The following is a 17165-nucleotide window of genomic DNA, read 5'->3' as shown; positions in this document are numbered from 1 at the left end:
CCGCACGCCGGCGCCACGTTTCGCAACACGAGCCCGCGAATCGGGATCGGAGCGCCCGTGCCGACGATCGGACGTCTCCGGCGGCGCCCGGACTTCCTGGCAGCCGCCCAGGGCCGGCGCTTCCACACGGAACGCATGAGCGCCCAGGGGCGCCTGCGTACGCCCGACGAGACCCGCGACGGCGTGACCGCCGAGGGGCTCTTCCTCGGCTTCACCATCACCAAGCGCGTAGGGCATGCGACCGAACGCAACCGGATCCGGCGTCGCCTGCGTAGCGCCGTCGCTGCCGTGGCGGCGGACGCCCCCGCGATCGGAGCGGATGTCGTGGTGATCGCCCGACGCCCCGCCCTCGACGCACCCTTCGAGAGTCTCGTCGCGGATCTGCGCCGGGCCCTCCACACGGTGACGCGCCCGGCCTCGCCCCGTTCCGGCGACGCTTCCAGACCATCCCCCTCTCCATCGCGACGCGGCGGCTCACGCTCCGGCCGCGGTGCGAACGCGGGTGGCACTCCGCCCTTTTCCTCCACATCGCCCTCCACATCGAAGGCGCCTGACGGATCGACCGATGGGTAACGACAAGACGAACATGTTCGTCGCCATCGCCTTGTCGCTGGTGGTCCTGCTTGGCTGGCATTACTTCGTCACCGGGCCGGCCAGCGAGCGGCAGCGACAGGCGGCGCAGAGCCAGACCACGCAGCAATCCGGCGCGCCGCAAACGGCCGACGGCATCCCCGCCCCGAGCCCGCGGGAGGGCAGCCCCAACGCGCCCGTTCCCGGCACGGTGCCGGGCACCGCTGCGCAGGGCCCCGTCTCCCGCGAGGACGCGCTGGCCCGCTCGGCCCGCGTGCGCATCGACACACCCGCCCTCTACGGCTCGATCGCGCTCAAGGGTGCGCGCATCGACGACGTGAGCCTGAAGAACTACCACGAGACCGTCAGCGACGAGAGCCCGCGCATCGTGCTGCTCTCGCCCATCGGCAGCGCTAACCCCTATTATGCCGAGTTCGGCTGGGTCGGCGCCAATGCCGGGCCGCTGCCCACCAGCGAGACGGTGTGGAAGGCCGACGGCGAGTTGCTCGCCCCCGGCAAGCCGCTGACGCTGAGCTGGGACAACGGCCAGGGCCTCGTGTTCAAACGCATCGTCGCGGTCGACGACAAGTTCATGTTCACGGTCCGCGACGAGGTGGAGAACACCTCGGCCAATCCCGTGACGCTCTATCCCTACAGCCTCGTCTCGCGCTGGGGTAAGCCGCACACTCAGGGCTACTTCGTGCTGCACGAGGGCCTGATCGGCGTGCTCGGCAACGACGGCCTGCAGGAATACACCTACGACAAGGTCGCCAAGGAGCCGGCCTATGGCGGCCCCGGCACCCTGGGCAAGGCCTGGACGAACGTGACCGGCGGTTGGGTCGGCATCACCGACAAGTATTGGGCCGCCGCGGCCATTCCGGAGCAGGACAAGCCATTCACCGGCGCGTTCACCGAGCGCACCGACGGCGCGACCAAGGTCTACCAGACCTCCGTGCGCGGCGACGCCGTGACGGTGGCGCCGAACGCGTCCTCGACCACGACCCAGCGCCTGTTCGCGGGCGCCAAGGAGGTCAACCAGATCAACGCCTACGAGCGCGAGCTCAACATCAAGCAGTTCGACCTGATGATCGACTGGGGCTGGTTCTGGTTCCTGACCAAGCCGATGTTCCGGGCGCTCGACTTCTTCTTCCATCTCGCCGGGAATTTCGGCGTCTCGATCCTGCTCGTGACGCTGATCCTGAAGATCTTCTTCCTGCCGATTGCCAATCGCTCCTACGTCTCCATGGCCAAGATGAAGGCCGTGCAGCCGGAGATGACCTCCATCCGGGAGCGCTACAAAGACGACCGGACGAAGCAGCAACAGGCAATGATGGAGCTGTACAAGAAGGAGAAGATCAACCCGGTGGCCGGCTGCTGGCCGGTGCTGATCCAGATCCCGGTCTTCTTCGCGCTCTACAAGGTCCTGTTCATCACCATCGAGATGCGGCACGCGCCGTTCTTCGGCTGGATCCAGGACCTCGCCGCGCCCGATCCGACGAGCATCGTCAACCTGTTCGGCCTCCTGCCGTTCGCCGCGCCCGACTTCATCCATCTGGGCGTGTGGCCGATCATCATGGGCATCACGATGTTCGTGCAGATGAAGATGAACCCCGCGCCGCCGGACCCGGTCCAGGCGCAGGTCTTCGCCTTCATGCCGATCGTGTTCACCTTCATGCTCGGCTCATTCCCGGCCGGACTGGTGATCTACTGGGCCTGGAACAACACCCTCTCGGTGATCCAGCAATACATCATCATGCGCCGGAACGGCGTGAAGGTGGAATTGTGGGACAACATGAGGGGCATGTTCAAACGCGGCGACAAGAAAGCCGCGGCCACCAAGAGCTGAGCCCCACGGCTCTCTCTTCCCTGGATCCCGGGCCTGCCCGGGATCCGCTGCGTTCCGGCCCGGGCCGCGCCCGCCCGGCCTCATCGGGACGGCGTCGCTAGGCGAGGCGATATCCGCGATGCTTGAAGCCGAGACCGACTCCCCCTCCCCCGAGCTTTTGGAAGCCGGCCGCCTGCTGTTCGCGGGCGAGGCCGAGTTCACCGCCGCCGCTCCGGCGCTCGGCGCCCTGCCGCCGATGGAAGGCATCGAGATCGCGTTCGCCGGGCGTTCCAACGTCGGCAAGTCGAGCCTCGTCAACGCGCTGACCGGCCGCAACACGCTGGCGCGCACCTCGCACACGCCGGGCCGCACCCAGCAGCTCAACTTCTTCCGCATCGGCGGGCGCTTGATGCTCGTCGACATGCCGGGCTACGGCTACGCCGCCGTCGAGAAGGCCAAGGTCGAGGCCTGGACCCAGCTGATCCACGCCTACCTGAAGGGCCGCTCGAACCTCGCGCGGGTCTACGTCCTGATCGATTCCCGGCACGGCCTGAAGTCGATCGACACCGATCTGCTCGACGGGCTCGACAAGGCGGCGGTCTCCTATCAGATCGTGCTGACCAAGGGCGACGCCCTCAAGAAGGCCGAGATCGACCGGCGCATCGCCGGCATCCAGGCGGCGCTCGCCAAGCGCCCGGCGGCCTATCCGGAAGTTCTGCTGACTTCGAGCCGCGACGACAGCGGCGTGGCGGAGCTGCGCGCCAGCATCGCCCGGCTGCTGCAGGAGCGCGGCGCGTGACCGGCCTCGACCGCCTCCTCGCCGCCCTGGCAGCGTTCGCCGGCGGGCTCGGCGTGGCGGCGAGCGCGGCGGCCGCTCATACCAGCGGCGGCGAGACGCTGAAGACCGCCGCGCAGTTCCTGCTGTTCCACGCGCCGGCCATCCTCGCCCTGACCGGCTTCGCCGCCGCCGGCTTGACCCGCGGCGCCCTCACCCGCCTCGCCGCGGCGGCTTTGCTCATCGGGCTCGCACTGTTCTCGGGGGATCTCGCCCTGCGGGCGCTGACCAGCCAAGCACTGTTCCCGATGGCGGCGCCGATCGGAGGAACGGTGCTGATGGCGGGATGGGTGCTCGCGGCCGTCGCCGCGCTGGTGCCGGCGCGGCGCTGATACGGTCAATGCGGCCGAGCCTGCAGGAGGGACGCGTGCCGAGCCCCTGGCTTCTGCTCGCCGCCTGCCTCGCGGCTTGTCCCGCCCGCGCCGGTGCGATCGAGGAGAACGAGCCGCTGGTCATGCGGCTGATCTTCGAGGATTGCCTCGGCTATATCCGCCATGGCCGCACCCCGTTCGAGGGTCTCGCGACGCGCCCCGCTTCGAAGGAGGCGATCGATCAGATTCCCTCCCGCGCCCCGGATCGGGAGAAGGCGGTCGAGCTGCTGTCGCCGCGCTACGTCGCGTCCTGGGGACGGGATGCCGACGGCCGGCACTGCTTCCTCCAGACCGTGTGGTGGGCCGAGCGCGACGGCCTGCCGGCGCGGCTCGGTGTGCGGGCGAAGGATTTCCTCGGACGCGTCACCGAGCGGGCGCGCTCTGCGGGCTTCGAGGACGCCTTTCCGGCCGACACCTTCTCACCGCTGGCCACGAGCCTCTGGTCGGAGAAGAGCACCGGACACGATGCCGGCCCCCTGCGCCCCGTCAGCTTCACGACTCTCCCCACCGGCAGCGATGAGGCGACCGGCCTGATGGATGCCGGACTCATCGTAATGGGCGGCCCACCCCAGGGCCGCCCGTAGGCTGCCTCAGCTCGGCATCACCGGCGGGTGGTATTCCAGCGTGAAGGCGAGCGCCCAGAGCAGGAACAGCACCACCGGCAGGTGGACGATGAGCTGGAGGAAGCTGAAGCCGACGATGTCGCGCGCCTTCAGCCCCAGAATGCCGAGCAGCGGCAGCATGAAGAACGGGTTGATCAGGTTCGGAAGCGCTTCCGCCGCGTTGTAGACCTGCACCGCCCAGCCGAGATGCACCTTCAGCTCGTTGGCCGCCTGCATCACGTAGGGCGCCTCCAAGAGCCACTTGCCGCCCCCCGACGGAATGAAGAAGCCGAGCAGCGCCGAGTAGACGCCCATGGCCAGCGGGAACGACCCTTGCGTGTTCAGCGCCACGAAGGCGTGGGCGATGACGTCCGACAGGCTGTGGCCGGCGGCGTTCTTGGCGCCCGTCAGGATCGCGGCGATGGCGGCGTAGAACGGGAACTGGATTAGGATGCCGGCGGTAGCCGGCACCGCCTTGCTGAGCGCGGCGAGGAAGCGCTTGGGCCGCCAATGCAGGACGAGGCCCGCCATCAGGAACAGGAAATTATAGGTGTTGAGGCTGGAGATCGCGATCATCCAGTCCTGGCGCGCGAATTCCTGAATCAGCCAGCCCGCCGCGAGCAGGCCGATCAGCACCGTCAGGACGGGGGCATGCTCCAGCCACTCGCCCGGCTGCTTCGGCGGGGGCAGGCTGGTGTCCTCCTTCGACACGTCGACGCCAAGATCCTGGGCCGTCACCGCCGTCTCGCGGCCCGGTGCGGACGCGACCGCGATCACCGCCGAGAGCACGACGAGGATCGCCGTGATCAGCATCGACTGCCAGAGGAAGATCGTCTCGCTGAACGGGATCACGCCGGTGATCGGCAAGAGGCCCGGCGGCAGGCTTTTCGGGTTTGCCTGGAGCTGCGCCGCGGAGGAGGACAGGCCCATGGCCCAGGTGGCGCCGAGGCCGAGATAGGCCGCCGCGCCGGCCGCGCGATAATCCATCCGCAATTCGGGCCGCCGGGCCAGCGCGCGGGCCAGCAGGCCGCCGAAGATCAGGCTGAGGCCCCAGCTCAGGAGCGAGGAGAGCATGGTGGCGAGCGCGACGTATCCGATGGCGCCGCGACCGGTCTTCGGCACCAGCGCCATGCGGTCGATCAGCGCCTGGACCGGCGCGGAGGTCGCCACGACGTAGCCACCGATGGTGACGAAGACCATCTGCATGGTGAAGGGGATCAGGCTCCAGAAGCCGTCGCCGAAGCTCTTCGTCACGGCCTGGACCGGCGCGCCGTTGATGAGGGCAGCGCCGGCCACGATGACGACGGCGATGGCCACGAACACGAAGGCGTCCGGAAACCACTTCTCGGCCCAATCGGTGAAGCGCAGGGCCAGACGGGCCATAGCCCTCTCCTCGGTCCGGTCGCGGGGCTTGGCGGGCGCATCCATGGACGTCGTCTCCTGATCCGCGGCGCGGGCGGCCGCTTATCCTCCGTTAGAGGGGGAGCCGATGCCGGGTTCAAGCGGGTCCCGTTACGAAACCTCAGCGCTCACAGAAATTGAGGTTGGCCGGTCGTGCGGCCCCCGCCGCTCACCGGACCGTCACCCGCAGGAATTCCAGCGCCGGCCCCTGCGCCTGCGAAAAGACACCCGCCGTCAGCGCATTGCCATAGACCGCACCCGTATCGAGGTTAGTGCGGAAGCGGCGGCAATCCGGCCCGCCGCGGGTCTGCGGCGTGTGCCCGTGGACGACGTGGCGGCCGAAATCGTGATCCTCGGACAGGAACGGCTCGCGGATCCAGAGCCGGTTGTGCGGGTCGGGATCCGGCACCTTGGATTCGGGGCGAAAACCGGCATGAACGTACCAGCGCTGCGCGTCCTCGTGCAGGGTCGGCAGGGCCTCGATCCAGTCGAGCACCTCGCCGGACAGCTCTTCCGGTCCCGAGACGCCGAACGAGGCCAGCGTCTCGGCCCCGCCATTGTAGACCCAATGATCGAGGGCGCCGGGCTCGCGCAGGCTCTTGAGCAGCATCTCCTCGTGGTTGCCTATCAGGCAGACCACGTCGTCCGGCTCGCGCCATTGCAAGCGGCGCAGCGTCTCGATCACCCGCGCGCTGTCGGGCCCGCGATCGATGTAGTCGCCGAGGAAGACGAGCTGTTTTCTGCGCTCCCCCGCATGAGCTTCGATGCGCTCCAGCATACGGTCGAGCAGGTCGGCGCAGCCGTGGATGTCGCCGATAGCGTAGGTGAGCGTTTCCGCCGTCATCTGCTGGTTGTCGAGGGTATTCTTGTGCAGCGCAAGAGCCGGCGTCGCCGCAAAGTGAAACGCCCCGACACCTCGCGGCGCCGGGGCGTTTCACATGGCCGCTTCGCGGCGGATCAGTTCAGCAGCACCCCCGCCGGCCGGCGCTCGGCGGCGACGTCGCCGATCATCAGCCCGGCCGGACCGACGCGCACCGGCACCGTCTCGCCGTCGTGGATCACGCCCGAGAGGATCGCTTCCGCGAGCGGGTCCTGCACGTTCTTCTGGATCACCCGCTTCAGCGGCCGCGCCCCGTAGGCCGGGTCGTAGCCCTTGTCGGCGAGCCAGGTGCGGGCCTCGTCGTCCACGTCGAGGGAGATCTTGCGATCTTCCAAGAGCTTGGCAAGACGCCCGAGCTGGATGTCGACGATCGCCCCCATCTCGGACCGCGCGAGGCGGTGGAACAGGATGATCTCGTCGACCCGGTTCAGGAATTCGGGCCGGAAGTGGCTCCGCACCACGCCCATCACCTCGTCGCGCACCGCGTCGGTGTCCTGGCCGGCCGGCTGGTTGACCAGATACTCGGCGCCCAGGTTCGAGGTCATGATGAGCAGCGTGTTGCGGAAATCGACCGTACGGCCCTGCCCGTCCGTCAGACGCCCGTCGTCGAGCACCTGCAGCAGGACGTTGAACACGTCCGGATGCGCCTTCTCGACCTCGTCGAACAGCACGACCTGATAGGGCCGGCGCCGCACGGCCTCGGTGAGCGCGCCGCCCTCTTCGTAGCCGACATAGCCCGGAGGCGCGCCGATCAGGCGGGCGACCGCGTGCTTCTCCATGTACTCGGACATGTCGATGCGCACGAGCGCGGTGTCGTCGTCGAACAGGAAGCCGGCCAGCGCCTTGGTCAGCTCGGTTTTGCCGACGCCCGTCGGTCCGAGGAACATGAACGAGCCGATCGGCCGGTTCGGGTCCTGCAGGCCGGCCCGCGCCCGGCGGACCGCGGTCGAAACCGCCTCCACCGCCTCGCGCTGGCCCACGACGCGCTTTCCGAGCGCCTCCTCCATCGCGAGCAGCTTTTCGCGCTCACCCTCCAGCATCTTGTCCACTGGCACGCCGGTCCAGCGGGAGACGACGCCTGCGATATGGGCGGGCGTCACCGCCTCCTCGACCATGCCGTCGCGCGCGACCGCATTCTCGGCCGCCGCCTCGATCTCGGCGAGCTGCTTCTCCAGGCCGGGGATCACGCCGTAGGCGAGTTCGCCCGCGCGCTGATACTGACCCTGGCGCTGCGCCCCGGCCAACTCGTTGCGCGCCTCGTCGAGCTTCTTCTTGAGTTCGGCGGCCGCACCCAGCTTGTCCTTCTCGGCCTTCCAGCGCGCCGTGATGGTGGCGGACTGTTCCTCGAGATCGGCCAGCTCCTTCTCCAGGCGCTGCAGCCGATCGCGGGAGGCGGAATCCGTCTCCTTCTTCAGCGCCTCGCCCTCGATCTTCAGCCGCACGATCTCGCGATCGACGTTGTCGAGTTCCTCGGGCTTCGAATCGACCTGCATGCGCAGCCGCGAGCCCGCCTCGTCAACGAGGTCGATCGCCTTGTCGGGCAGGAAGCGGTCGGTGATGTAGCGGTTCGACAGGGTCGCCGCCGCAACCAGCGCCGAGTCCTGGATGCGCACGCCGTGGTGCTGCTCGTACTTTTCCTTGATGCCGCGCAGGATCGAGACCGTATCCTCGACGGTCGGCTCGGACACGAAGACGGGTTGGAAGCGGCGGGCGAGCGCGGCGTCCTTCTCGACATGCTTGCGGTACTCGTCGAGCGTGGTCGCGCCGACGCAATGCAGCTCACCGCGGGCGAGCGCGGGCTTCAGCAGGTTCGAGGCGTCCATGGCGCCATCCGCCTTTCCGGCGCCGACCAGCGTGTGCATCTCGTCGATGAACAGGATGATCTGGCCTTCCGCCGCGGTCACCTCGGAGAGCACGCCCTTCAGCCGCTCCTCGAACTCGCCGCGATACTTCGCACCGGCGATCAGAGCCCCCATGTCGAGCGCCAGCAGGCTCTTTTCCTTCAGGGATTCCGGCACGTCGCCGTTGACGATGCGCAGGGCCAGACCCTCGACGATGGCGGTCTTGCCGACGCCGGGCTCGCCGATCAGCACGGGATTGTTCTTCGTGCGCCGCGACAGAACCTGGATGGTGCGGCGGATCTCCTCATCGCGGCCGATCACCGGATCGAGCTTGCCCTCGCGGGCAGCCTCGGTGAGGTCGCGGGCATATTTCTTCAGCGCGTCGTAGGCGTTCTCGGCGCTCGCGTTGTCGGCAGTGCGGCCCTTGCGCAGGGCATTGATCGCCGCGTTGAGCGAGGCCGCGGTGACGCCCGCCGCGGTCAGGATGCGGCCGGCCTCCGAGTCCTTCTCGACGGCGAAGGCGATCAGCAGGCGCTCGACGGTGACGTAGGAATCGCCCGCCTTCTCGGCGGCTTGCTCGGCCGTGTCGAGCAGGCGCACGAGTTCGCGGGTCGCCTGCGGCTGCGCGGCGTTGCCCGAGACCTTCGGCTGCTTGGTGAGCCACTGTTCGACCTGGGCATGGGCGACCCGCGACTGGCCGCCGGCCCGGTCGATGAGACCGGCGCACAGGCCCTCGGGATCGTCGAGCAGGACCTTCAGGAGATGGCCGGGTGCGAGCTGCGGATTGCCCTCGCGGACGGCGAGATTCTGCGCGGCCTGGACGAAGCCACGGGCTCGCTCGGTGTACTTTTCGAAATTCATGCGTGTTGCCCTTCCCCGGATCGGATGGGTCATCCGCCCGCTTTCCGCGGCACGAAGCCCCCGATGCGTCGCCCCGCGGGGTCTTCCCCGCCAGGACACCGGCGCTGTTTTGCGAGCCGCCGGCAGGGATGATCTGGTGTTGCGTTTACGTAACACAAGGGGGTAAGGGAGCCGGAAATGCAGGCTCTGCGGGCATTCGGAGCCGCTGAGCCGGCTCGAACGCAAGCCGGTCAGCCAATGGCGTCTTCGGCTTGCGCAGCCACCGCCATCCGGTCACCGACCGCGACGGCACCGTCGGCGAGGACTTCGAGATAGATGCCGAGATCGACATGGCCGAAATGGCGCTTGAGCGCCTTCGGCAGGTGGGTGTCGCGCTCGGCCGTCTCCGGATTGACGTCCACAGCGGCGCAGCGCGGTGTACGGGCGAGCCCTCGCAGGCGCAGGCTCCCGATCGTCACCTCGCGATCGATCCAATCCATCTCCGACCAGGGCTCCAGCCCATCGACGTAGATGTTGGCGCGGAAGCGCAAGGGGTGGATCGTTTCTCCGGTCCGCTCCTCCAGAGCACGGACCGAGGCGAGGTTGATGAGCGAGACCGCGCGCATGAAGGCCGGCGAGATCACGCTACCGTCGGTGAACTTGTGATCCCTCGCCCGCACGAGGCGCGGACGTCCCTTGGCGGCCGGGCCGACATAGGCCTCGAAGAAGCGCTCGACCGCCTCACGGCCCTCGGGGTGGGTCAGATCCTCGGTGAGCAGGGGCTCACCCCCGCGCGTGATCGTGAGCTGCCCGGTTTCGGGATCGAACCGCGTCGAGAGCGCCGCCAGCACCTCGTTGCTGCGCAGCATCAGGAAATAGCCCTTATCGAGCGGCTCCGGATTCTGCGGATCGAAGGCCGTGGTGCCGAGGGCAAGCGCGTATTCGCGGTCGAAGGCGAGGCCGGAGGCACGCGCCAGCGTCAGGGCGGGAAGCGGCTCGGCCGACAGGCCCTTGACCGGATATCTGTAGAGCGCGGTGACTTCGGCCATCTGTCCTCATCCTCATGCCGGAGCCGGCACGCTGACCCAGACCGCAGCCGCCGACCATGCGGAATTCTTCGTAGATGAGGCGTGGGGGGCGTCGGCCCGGTTGCCAAAAGCGCAGGGCCGGCCTTAGCGCTGGGGCATGAGTCAGAGCCCCACGATCCGCATCGCCGCCCTCTACCGCTATCCGGTCAAGGGCCTCTCGCCCGAGGCGCTGGAGACGGCGGAACTCGAAACCAGCGGCTACTTCCCCGGTGACCGGCTCTACGCCATCGAGAACGGTCCTTCCGGCTTCAACGAGACGGTGCCGCGCCACCTGCCGAAGGTCGCCTATCTGATGCTGATGCGCAACGAAGCATTGGCGCGGCTGCGCACCCGGTTCGACGACACCACGCATCGCCTCACCGTCGAGGAGAACGGCGTGCAGGCGGTCGATGCAGATCTCGGCACGGCGGAGGGCCGCGCAGCGCTCGCCGACTTCATGAAGGGGTTCCTGCCGCAGGAGCTGCGCGGCGCGCCGCGGGTGCTGGCGGCGCCGTCCGGCTACCGCTTCACCGATTCGCGCACCGGCTACGTCTCGCTCATCAACCGGGCGAGCGTGGCGGCAACCGAGGATCTCGTCGGCGCCCCCGTCGATCCCCTGCGCTTTCGCGGCAACCTCTATCTCGACGGGCTGGAGCCTTGGGCCGAACTCGACATGGTCGGTCGCGTGCTGGAGGCGGAGGGCGGTGTCCGTCTGAAGATCACCAGCCGAACCGTGCGGTGCGCCGCCACCAACGTCGATCCGCAGACGGGTCTGCGCGACCTGTCGCTCCCGAAGGCCCTGATGGACGAGCTCGGCCACGCCGATTGCGGCGTCTATGCCGAGGTTTTGGCCGGGGGCGCGCTGCGGGCGGGCGACAGCTTGCGCGTGATCGGCTGAGGCGGATCAGCGCTTGCGAGTCTGGGCGCGGGCGGTCAGCCAGAGCGGCTCGGGCTCGGCGCAGGGCAAGAGAGCGGCCACGGCATCGAGATCGACCGCGTAGTTCTCGGTGAGCTGACGCCAGACATCGGCCGAAGAGCCCGCACCCTGCCCGAGACGCTCGACGACGCGCGCAAGCAGACCGGGATGGGTGAGACTGGGACGCGGCGTCACCAGATCGGCGTTCGGCATGATCGGCCCCTTCGTTCGAGGAGGGGATGATTGATGGCGATGGTTAATGGCCGATTAAGTTGTTCGACCGTCTCTGCACAGACGCGTGATGAACGGCCGAACCTCGACCGTGGGATCGCCGCGCCTGTCCATTGAAGCTGCACAGGCAGCGATCCGCGCTCGGACGGCCCCAGGTCCGCCACCGCATGATGACGATTGCGGGATCGCGAACCGGCAATGTCTTCGTGGTGTCTTCGCTCTGCACAAAGCCTGCGCTAGAACCCCGCCGAATCCGCCCGTGACTCGAGTGAGAGAGCCAGGACGACCCGATGACCGATCCACTGCCGAACGTGCATGTGCGCGCTGAGATCCTGACCCAGGCGCTGCCGCACATGCAGCGCTATGATCAGGAAATCGTGGTCATCAAGTATGGCGGCCACGCCATGGGCGACCCGGCGGCGGCGGAGGACTTCGCCGAGGACATCGTGCTCTTGGAGCAATCCGGGCTGAAGCCGATCGTCGTGCACGGCGGCGGACCGCAGATCGGTAAGATGCTGGCTCGGCTCGGCATCGAATCGGAGTTCCGCGGCGGGCTTCGCGTCACCGACGAGGCCACCGTCGAGGTGGTCGAGATGGTGCTGGCCGGCTCGATCAACAAACAGATCGTCGGCTGGATCGCCGCCGAGGGCGGTCGGGCGATCGGCCTGTGCGGCAAGGACGGCAACATGGTCCGCGCCAAGCGGGCGATGCGCACGATCAAGGACCCCGACAGCAACATCGAGCAGGCGATCGATCTCGGCCTCGTCGGCGAGCCCGAGCATGTCGAGCGCGGCGTGCTCGACGCGGTGCTGAAGGCCGAGCTGATCCCGGTGCTCGCGCCCGTGGCCTATGGCGAGGACGGCAAGACCTACAACGTCAACGCCGACACCTTCGCCGGGGCCATCGCCGGTGCGCTGCGGGCCAAGCGCCTGCTGCTGCTCACCGACGTGCCCGGCGTGCTCGACAAGGACAAGAACCTGATTCAGGAGCTCTCGGTGGAAGATTGCCGGCGCCTGATCGCCGACGGCACCATCACCGGCGGCATGATCCCGAAGGTCGAGACCTGCATCTACGCCCTCGAACAGGGTGTCGAGGCGGTGGTCATCCTCAACGGCAAGGTGGCGCACGCGGCGCTGCTGGAGCTGTTCACCGATTTCGGTGCGGGCACCCTGATCCGGCGCACCTGACGGCAGCGCTTCCCTGAGAGGCGCAAACGCCTACATTACGGGACGGGGCACCCTCGTCCCGTTTCTCCTGATCAAGCGTCACCTTCCCCTTGCTTCTTCCCGGCGAGAGCCACTTCACCACCCCCGACGCCCGCGGCTTCTCCGAAGTCGATACCTGGGTGTTCGACCTCGACAACACGCTCTACCCGAGCGACGCGCGGGTCTGGCCGCAGGTGGACGAGCGGATCACGCTCTACGTGATGCGGCTCTACGGACTCGACGCGATCTCGGCCCGCGCCCTGCAGAAGCATTTCTACCACCACTACGGCACCACCCTGAAGGCGCTGATGGTGGAGGAAGCGGTCGATCCGCACGACTTCCTCGACTTCGCCCACGACATCGACCACTCGACGATCAAGCTCGACGAATCCCTCGGCACTGCGATCGAGCATCTGCCGGGTCGCAAGCTGATCCTCACCAACGGCTCGCGCCGCCACGCCGAGCGCGTCGCGGACAAGCTCGGCATCCTCAGCCATTTCGAGGACGTGTTTGACATCGCGGCGGCCGACTTCGTGCCGAAGCCCGATCGCGGCACCTACGAGCGCTTCCTCCTGCGCCACGGCGTCGATCCCCGGCGCTCGGCCCTGTTCGAGGACATTGCCCGCAACCTCGTGGTACCGCACGACCTCGGCATGGCGACCGTGCTTGTGGTGCCGCAGACGCCCGACCCGTTCCGCGAGCGGTTCGAGCAGGAAGCGGTGAAGGAGCCGCATATCGACCACATCACCAGCGATCTGGCCGCCTTCCTGACGCGCTGCGTGCTGCCCGTCGTTCCGACGGAGCCCTCCGCGCCGTGAGCGAGGGTGATCCGGGCCGCTGGGCCGAGGCCAGGGCGCCGAGTCTGGCCGAGATCGAGGCCCTGGCCGACGCCGCCTTCGCCGCCCTGCCGGAGGAATTCCGAGCCCTGTGCGCGGGCGTGCGCATCCACGTCGATGACTTCCCCGACGACGAGACGTTGACCGAGATGGGCTGCGAATCGGAATTCGACCTGCTTGGTCTGTTCCGCGGCGTCGGGCTGGCGCAGTCCGGCGAGGTCGCCACGGGGCAGATGCCCAACGCCGTCTGGCTCTACCGCCGGCCGCTGCTTGACTACTGGGCCGAGCACGACGAGACGCTGGGCCACCTCGTCACCCACGTCCTCGTCCACGAGATCGGCCACCATTTCGGTCTCTCGGACGACGACATGGCCGGGATCGAGGCCGCGGCGGACGCAATCGAGGGCTGAGGCTGTCTCGGTCCGCGTGCCTCCGCTCCCACCGCCCTCGCGGGGCGAGGACGCCAGAAGTCTCGAACGGGCAGTGAGGACGCGGCCGGTCCTCAGCCCCGCGCGGGTAGGCGCGGGATCAGCCCGACCTTCGGCCGGCGGGAGCGGAACTGCCCGCGCTCAATCGCGACGAAGGTCAGGATCACCAGGGCGAGCGTCGTGAGCCACCAGATCGTGGTGAGGCCGACGCCGACGCAGCCGATGGCAAACGCCGTGGCGAAGGCCGCCATGGCGCAGGGCGCCAGCACCGTGGCATCGCGGCCGGCGCGGTGGATGGCGCTGTAGAGGGCGAACGCCGCGGCGAAGGCGCCGACGATGCCGAGTTCGTACCAGAACTCGAACAGCATCGTCGTCGGCGCATTGATCGGCAGGATGCCGAAGAGCTTTCCGCGCAGGGCCGTCTCGAGACCGTGGCCGGTCACAAGCCGCACCGGCTCCAGGGTGACGACCTTCTGCCACGCCTTGAGCGCCAGCACGCCCGGCGCCACCGGACCGAATAGGGCGATGCCGATGGGACGAGCGAGGAACGGCAGCAGCGGCGCCACCACGAGCAGGCCCGCGGCGGCCAGCGCTGTGACCCGCACGCCGAGCGACAGGCGCCAATGGGTCAGCGCGAAGGCGAGCGCCCCGACCGCCAGCGCGAACAGCGCGGTGAGGCCGGGCGCCAGCAGCAGCGCGCCCGCGACGAGCACGACCACGACGAGAGAGCCCAGGTCGCGGCGGCGCGAGCGCAGCCAAGCCACGGCGGGCCATGCGAGCAACGCCAGCAGCACCGCGCCGCGCTCCAGGGCGCTATCGCCGTCCGGGTTGTCCTTGAGCATCGCGTCGCCGACGAGATTGATCAGGATCGCGACGATGGCGGCGGCGCCGACGCCGAGCGGCAGCAGGTAGAGGTTGGCGGAGCGCATCCGGTCGGGCAGCGCGAGATAGGCGAGCAGCGTCATCACCACGGTGGCGACGAGGTTGGCCAGCCGCTCGCTCGCGGGTCCCGGAAACGGGGTCCAGACCAGCGACAGCCCCGACCAGAACACCACCAGCATGCCGGCGAGGAAGGAGGGTGCGGTCAGCAGCCGCTTCAGGGCCGGCCCGATGGCGCGCTGATGCTGGTCTATGGCGCTCGCGGTGATCAGCAGCACGACGGCGATCGGGGCGAGCACCACGGTGGCGCGGCGCGAGACTTGCGCGGCCACCGGCAGCACCACGAACAGGCCGAAGAAGCCGATGCGGCGCAGCAAGGCCGCCGCGTCGAGGGCGGGATCGACCGTCGTGTTCGGGGGACGCGGCATGATCGAGGGAGAACCGGATCCGGCGCCCCTGCGGAGTGCGGGCGCGTGCCTACACCTAGTGCAGGCAGGTGGGCCGGGCTGTAGAGGCGCTGCAACACCTCCGCCCGCGCATCAGTCGAAATTTTGCGTCAAACTGGCGTGGTTTCCGGCCGCGCGCGCCGACGACGGCGGGCGAGGTGGCGGCCGACATCGCTGGTGACGCGCCAGCCGCCCCAGGCGGCGAGGAAGCCGAGCAGGCCGGCGACGAGGCCGTCCGCTGTCGTCGGCACTGCCGGCTGGTAGTCGCGATAGGTGGCCCGCGCGATGTCCATGTCGGGGTCGCGCGCCATCACGGTGAGGCGTCCGAGCGGGCTCGCCGCCGTGTCGAGCGCGAGCTTCTGCGCCTCCAGCCGCTTCAGCCGCTCGACATCGGTGCGGGCCGACTCGCCACGGCGGGCGATGAAGGCGTCCGGGTTGGTGCGCAGCAGCGTCAGCGCCTCGTCGCGGCTTCGGCCGGTGGCCCTGGCGTCGGCATCGAGGGAGGCGATGGCGCGGCGCAGTTCGTCCAGGGCCCCGCCGAGACGCTGGGTGTATTGCTGGGCGAATTCCGGCGCCTGCGCGGCGATGACCGCGGCGAGCAATCCGAAGGCGAGGCCGAGCGTTCGCACGACACGGAACATCAAGGTCTTCCTTCGGCGGTGCCTGCCGGGTTGTAGGGCGACCCGCCCGCCCGGGGAGGGTCGCGATTCAATCTTGCCCGAGAGCCGCCGCCACATCCGCCTCGGTCAAGGCGTCGAGCGCCCCGGCGATCTTGATCGCCCGCGTCTTCTCGCCGGGCGGGAACAACAGGACGACCGTCTCGGTGCCGGGGCAGGACGGGTCGGTGCAGACGATTTCGCTCACGCTCATCGCCGTGTCCAGGCCGTAGCCGCCCGCCTTCCGCAGCCATGCCTCGACCCGCCGCCGGGCGGCGGCGTCGGGCTTCGGCCGGCGTCCGAACAGGGCCATGGCGGAGGTGTCAGGCCGGCAGGGTGAGCAGGCCGGCTCGGCCGTCGGCACAGCCGAAGGCGAGGCGGGCGCCAGTGGTGTCCCAGGCGAGCGCCGAGACCGCGCTGCCCCGCACCGCCGGGCGCACCAGCAGTTCCGAGGCGTCGGAGAAGCGCACCAGCAGCACGCAGCCATCCTCGTAGCCGATCGCCAGGACCGGCGCCTTGGGGTGGAACGCAACCTGCGAAACCCGCGCTGGCCGCACGCCGCATTCTCGCGGCGCCTTGCCGGTGGGGCCTTCCTTCGAATCGAACGGCCAGACGATGGCGGCCTCGGCGCCGCTGGTGGCGAGCCACTTTCCGTCCGCCGACCAAGAGAGCGAGCGCACCTTGGCGGGGTAGCCCGACATCCGCATGTGCCCGCGATCGGGCTGGAGGCGCCAGCCGTGCAGCGCGTTCTCCTGCATGGTCGAGACGACGAAGCGGCCATCGGGCGACCACGTCACGTCGAGATGCGAGCCCTTCCACTCGATGAATTCCGGCGGCGTCTCAAGGTTGGGGTACCAGAGGCTGACGCCGTTGTAGTGCGCCACCGCCAGCCGGTAGCCCTTCGGCGCGAAGGCGAGGCCGCGCGCGGTGGTGGGCGCCGTGAAGGTCTTCTCCCGGCCCTTGGCGTCGCGGGCGACGACCATGCGGCCCGAGGCGAAGGCGACCGAGCCGTCGCCGTGAAGTGCCAGCGCGTCGATCCAGCCGCCGTTCTTGGCCCGCGCCAGCTCGCTCGACCGGCCGTCCGCGTCGATGGCGACCACGCGGCCGTCATCCCCCCCGCTCACCAGACGGGTGCCGTCGCCCGCCGCGACGAGGATGCCGCTGTCCGGGTGGACAGGAACGGTCTCGGCAGCGCCGTCGCGGGCCAGCAGCACGCCGCCGTCGGCGAGCGCCAGGGCGAGCGTGCCCTTGAGCCAGCGGGCCGCGGTGACGTGCGCGCCGGCCGCGATGTCGGCGACATGGTCGGTGAGGGAGGGAGCGGAGACGCTCATGCCGG

General features: G+C 69.1%; 18 protein-coding genes. 9 read left to right on the top strand and 9 right to left on the bottom strand.

Features of this window, described 5'->3' with window-relative positions; translation table 11 throughout:
* The first annotated feature begins 57 nt into the window (after positions 1 to 57).
* The 5 genes from rnpA to LPC10_RS11885 all read left to right on the top strand — a co-directional run bounded on the left by rnpA (position 58) and on the right by LPC10_RS11885 (position 4185).
* The gene (rnpA, locus tag LPC10_RS11905) at positions 58 to 573 is read left to right on the top strand and encodes a ribonuclease P protein component (RefSeq protein ID WP_231346852.1); all 516 of its coding nucleotides are present in this window, start codon (positions 58 to 60) and stop codon (positions 571 to 573) included.
* On the top strand, positions 566 to 2416 hold the full coding sequence (yidC, locus tag LPC10_RS11900) for a membrane protein insertase YidC (RefSeq protein WP_231346851.1): 1851 nt from the start codon (positions 566 to 568) through the stop codon (positions 2414 to 2416). The genes rnpA and yidC overlap by 8 nt, the downstream gene beginning before the upstream one ends.
* A 118-nt stretch (positions 2417 to 2534) precedes the next feature.
* On the top strand, positions 2535 to 3194 hold the full coding sequence (gene yihA / locus LPC10_RS11895; RefSeq protein WP_231346850.1) for a ribosome biogenesis GTP-binding protein YihA/YsxC: 660 nt from the start codon (positions 2535 to 2537) through the stop codon (positions 3192 to 3194).
* Positions 3191 to 3562, top strand: a complete 372-nt coding sequence (locus LPC10_RS11890; RefSeq protein ID WP_231346849.1) for a DUF423 domain-containing protein — start codon at positions 3191 to 3193, stop codon at positions 3560 to 3562. Before yihA ends, LPC10_RS11890 begins: the two co-directional genes overlap by 4 nt.
* Positions 3563 to 3597: 35 nt before the next feature.
* Positions 3598 to 4185, top strand: a complete 588-nt coding sequence (locus LPC10_RS11885) for a hypothetical protein (RefSeq protein ID WP_231346848.1) — start codon at positions 3598 to 3600, stop codon at positions 4183 to 4185.
* Positions 4186 to 4191: 6 nt separating this feature from the next.
* On the opposite strand, the gene LPC10_RS11880 is transcribed toward LPC10_RS11885, so the two are convergent.
* The 4 genes from LPC10_RS11880 to LPC10_RS11865 form a co-directional block, all read right to left on the bottom strand.
* Entirely contained in the window at positions 4192 to 5631 is a 1440-nt protein-coding gene (locus tag LPC10_RS11880) for a short-chain fatty acid transporter (RefSeq protein ID WP_231346847.1), read from the bottom strand.
* Between the two features lie 142 nt (positions 5632 to 5773).
* Entirely contained in the window at positions 5774 to 6448 is a 675-nt protein-coding gene (locus tag LPC10_RS11875) for a metallophosphoesterase family protein (protein WP_231346846.1), read from the bottom strand.
* A gap of 113 nt (positions 6449 to 6561) precedes the next feature.
* Positions 6562 to 9186 carry an ATP-dependent chaperone ClpB gene (gene clpB / locus LPC10_RS11870; protein ID WP_231346845.1) on the bottom strand — a complete coding sequence of 875 codons (2625 nt, stop codon included), beginning with the start codon at positions 9184 to 9186 and terminating at the stop codon, positions 6562 to 6564.
* A 230-nt stretch (positions 9187 to 9416) separates the two neighbouring features.
* Positions 9417 to 10214: an MOSC domain-containing protein gene (locus tag LPC10_RS11865; RefSeq protein WP_231346844.1), complete on the bottom strand. Its 798-nt coding sequence runs from the start codon at positions 10212 to 10214 to the stop codon at positions 9417 to 9419.
* Between the two features lie 136 nt (positions 10215 to 10350).
* On the opposite strand from LPC10_RS11865, the gene LPC10_RS11860 reads away from it, so the two are divergent.
* A complete protein-coding gene (locus LPC10_RS11860; RefSeq protein ID WP_231346843.1) occupies positions 10351 to 11130 on the top strand; it encodes an MOSC domain-containing protein in 780 nt (259 codons plus the stop codon).
* A gap of 6 nt (positions 11131 to 11136) precedes the next feature.
* Here LPC10_RS11860 and LPC10_RS11855 read toward each other — a convergent pair whose 3' ends face one another.
* Complete coding sequence (locus tag LPC10_RS11855) at positions 11137 to 11361, bottom strand: hypothetical protein (protein ID WP_108940244.1); 225 nt, start codon at positions 11359 to 11361, stop codon at positions 11137 to 11139.
* 308 nt (positions 11362 to 11669) lie between these two features.
* Between LPC10_RS11855 and argB the strand changes: the two genes are divergently transcribed.
* The 3 genes from argB (at position 11670) to LPC10_RS11840 (ending at position 13830) form a co-directional block, all read left to right on the top strand.
* A complete protein-coding gene (gene argB / locus LPC10_RS11850) occupies positions 11670 to 12566 on the top strand; it encodes an acetylglutamate kinase (RefSeq protein ID WP_108940243.1) in 897 nt (298 codons plus the stop codon).
* Positions 12567 to 12655: 89 nt separating this feature from the next.
* Complete coding sequence (locus LPC10_RS11845; protein ID WP_231346842.1) at positions 12656 to 13402, top strand: pyrimidine 5'-nucleotidase; 747 nt, start codon at positions 12656 to 12658, stop codon at positions 13400 to 13402.
* Complete coding sequence (locus LPC10_RS11840; protein WP_231346841.1) at positions 13399 to 13830, top strand: metallopeptidase family protein; 432 nt, start codon at positions 13399 to 13401, stop codon at positions 13828 to 13830. The genes LPC10_RS11845 and LPC10_RS11840 overlap by 4 nt, the downstream gene beginning before the upstream one ends.
* A 92-nt stretch (positions 13831 to 13922) precedes the next feature.
* Here the strand turns inward: LPC10_RS11840 and LPC10_RS11835 are convergent, their stop codons facing one another.
* From LPC10_RS11835 to LPC10_RS11820, 4 genes are all read right to left on the bottom strand, one after another.
* Entirely contained in the window at positions 13923 to 15155 is a 1233-nt protein-coding gene (locus tag LPC10_RS11835; RefSeq protein WP_231346840.1) for a peptide ABC transporter permease, read from the bottom strand.
* 128 nt (positions 15156 to 15283) lie between these two features.
* Positions 15284 to 15814, bottom strand: a complete 531-nt coding sequence (locus LPC10_RS11830) for a DUF2937 family protein (protein WP_231346839.1) — start codon at positions 15812 to 15814, stop codon at positions 15284 to 15286.
* Between the two features lie 67 nt (positions 15815 to 15881).
* On the bottom strand, positions 15882 to 16142 hold the full coding sequence (locus LPC10_RS11825; RefSeq protein ID WP_231346838.1) for a hypothetical protein: 261 nt from the start codon (positions 16140 to 16142) through the stop codon (positions 15882 to 15884).
* Between the two features lie 10 nt (positions 16143 to 16152).
* The gene (locus LPC10_RS11820; RefSeq protein ID WP_231346837.1) at positions 16153 to 17160 is read right to left on the bottom strand and encodes a WD40 repeat domain-containing protein; all 1008 of its coding nucleotides are present in this window, start codon (positions 17158 to 17160) and stop codon (positions 16153 to 16155) included.
* Between the last annotated feature and the right edge of the window lie 5 nt (positions 17161 to 17165).

The sequence above is a fragment of the Methylorubrum sp. B1-46 genome (assembly GCF_021117295.1).
Classification (GTDB): Bacteria; Pseudomonadota; Alphaproteobacteria; order Rhizobiales; family Beijerinckiaceae; genus Methylobacterium.
Note: the sequence above shows the minus strand (reverse complement) of the source record. Positions and strands in the feature narration are given on the sequence as shown.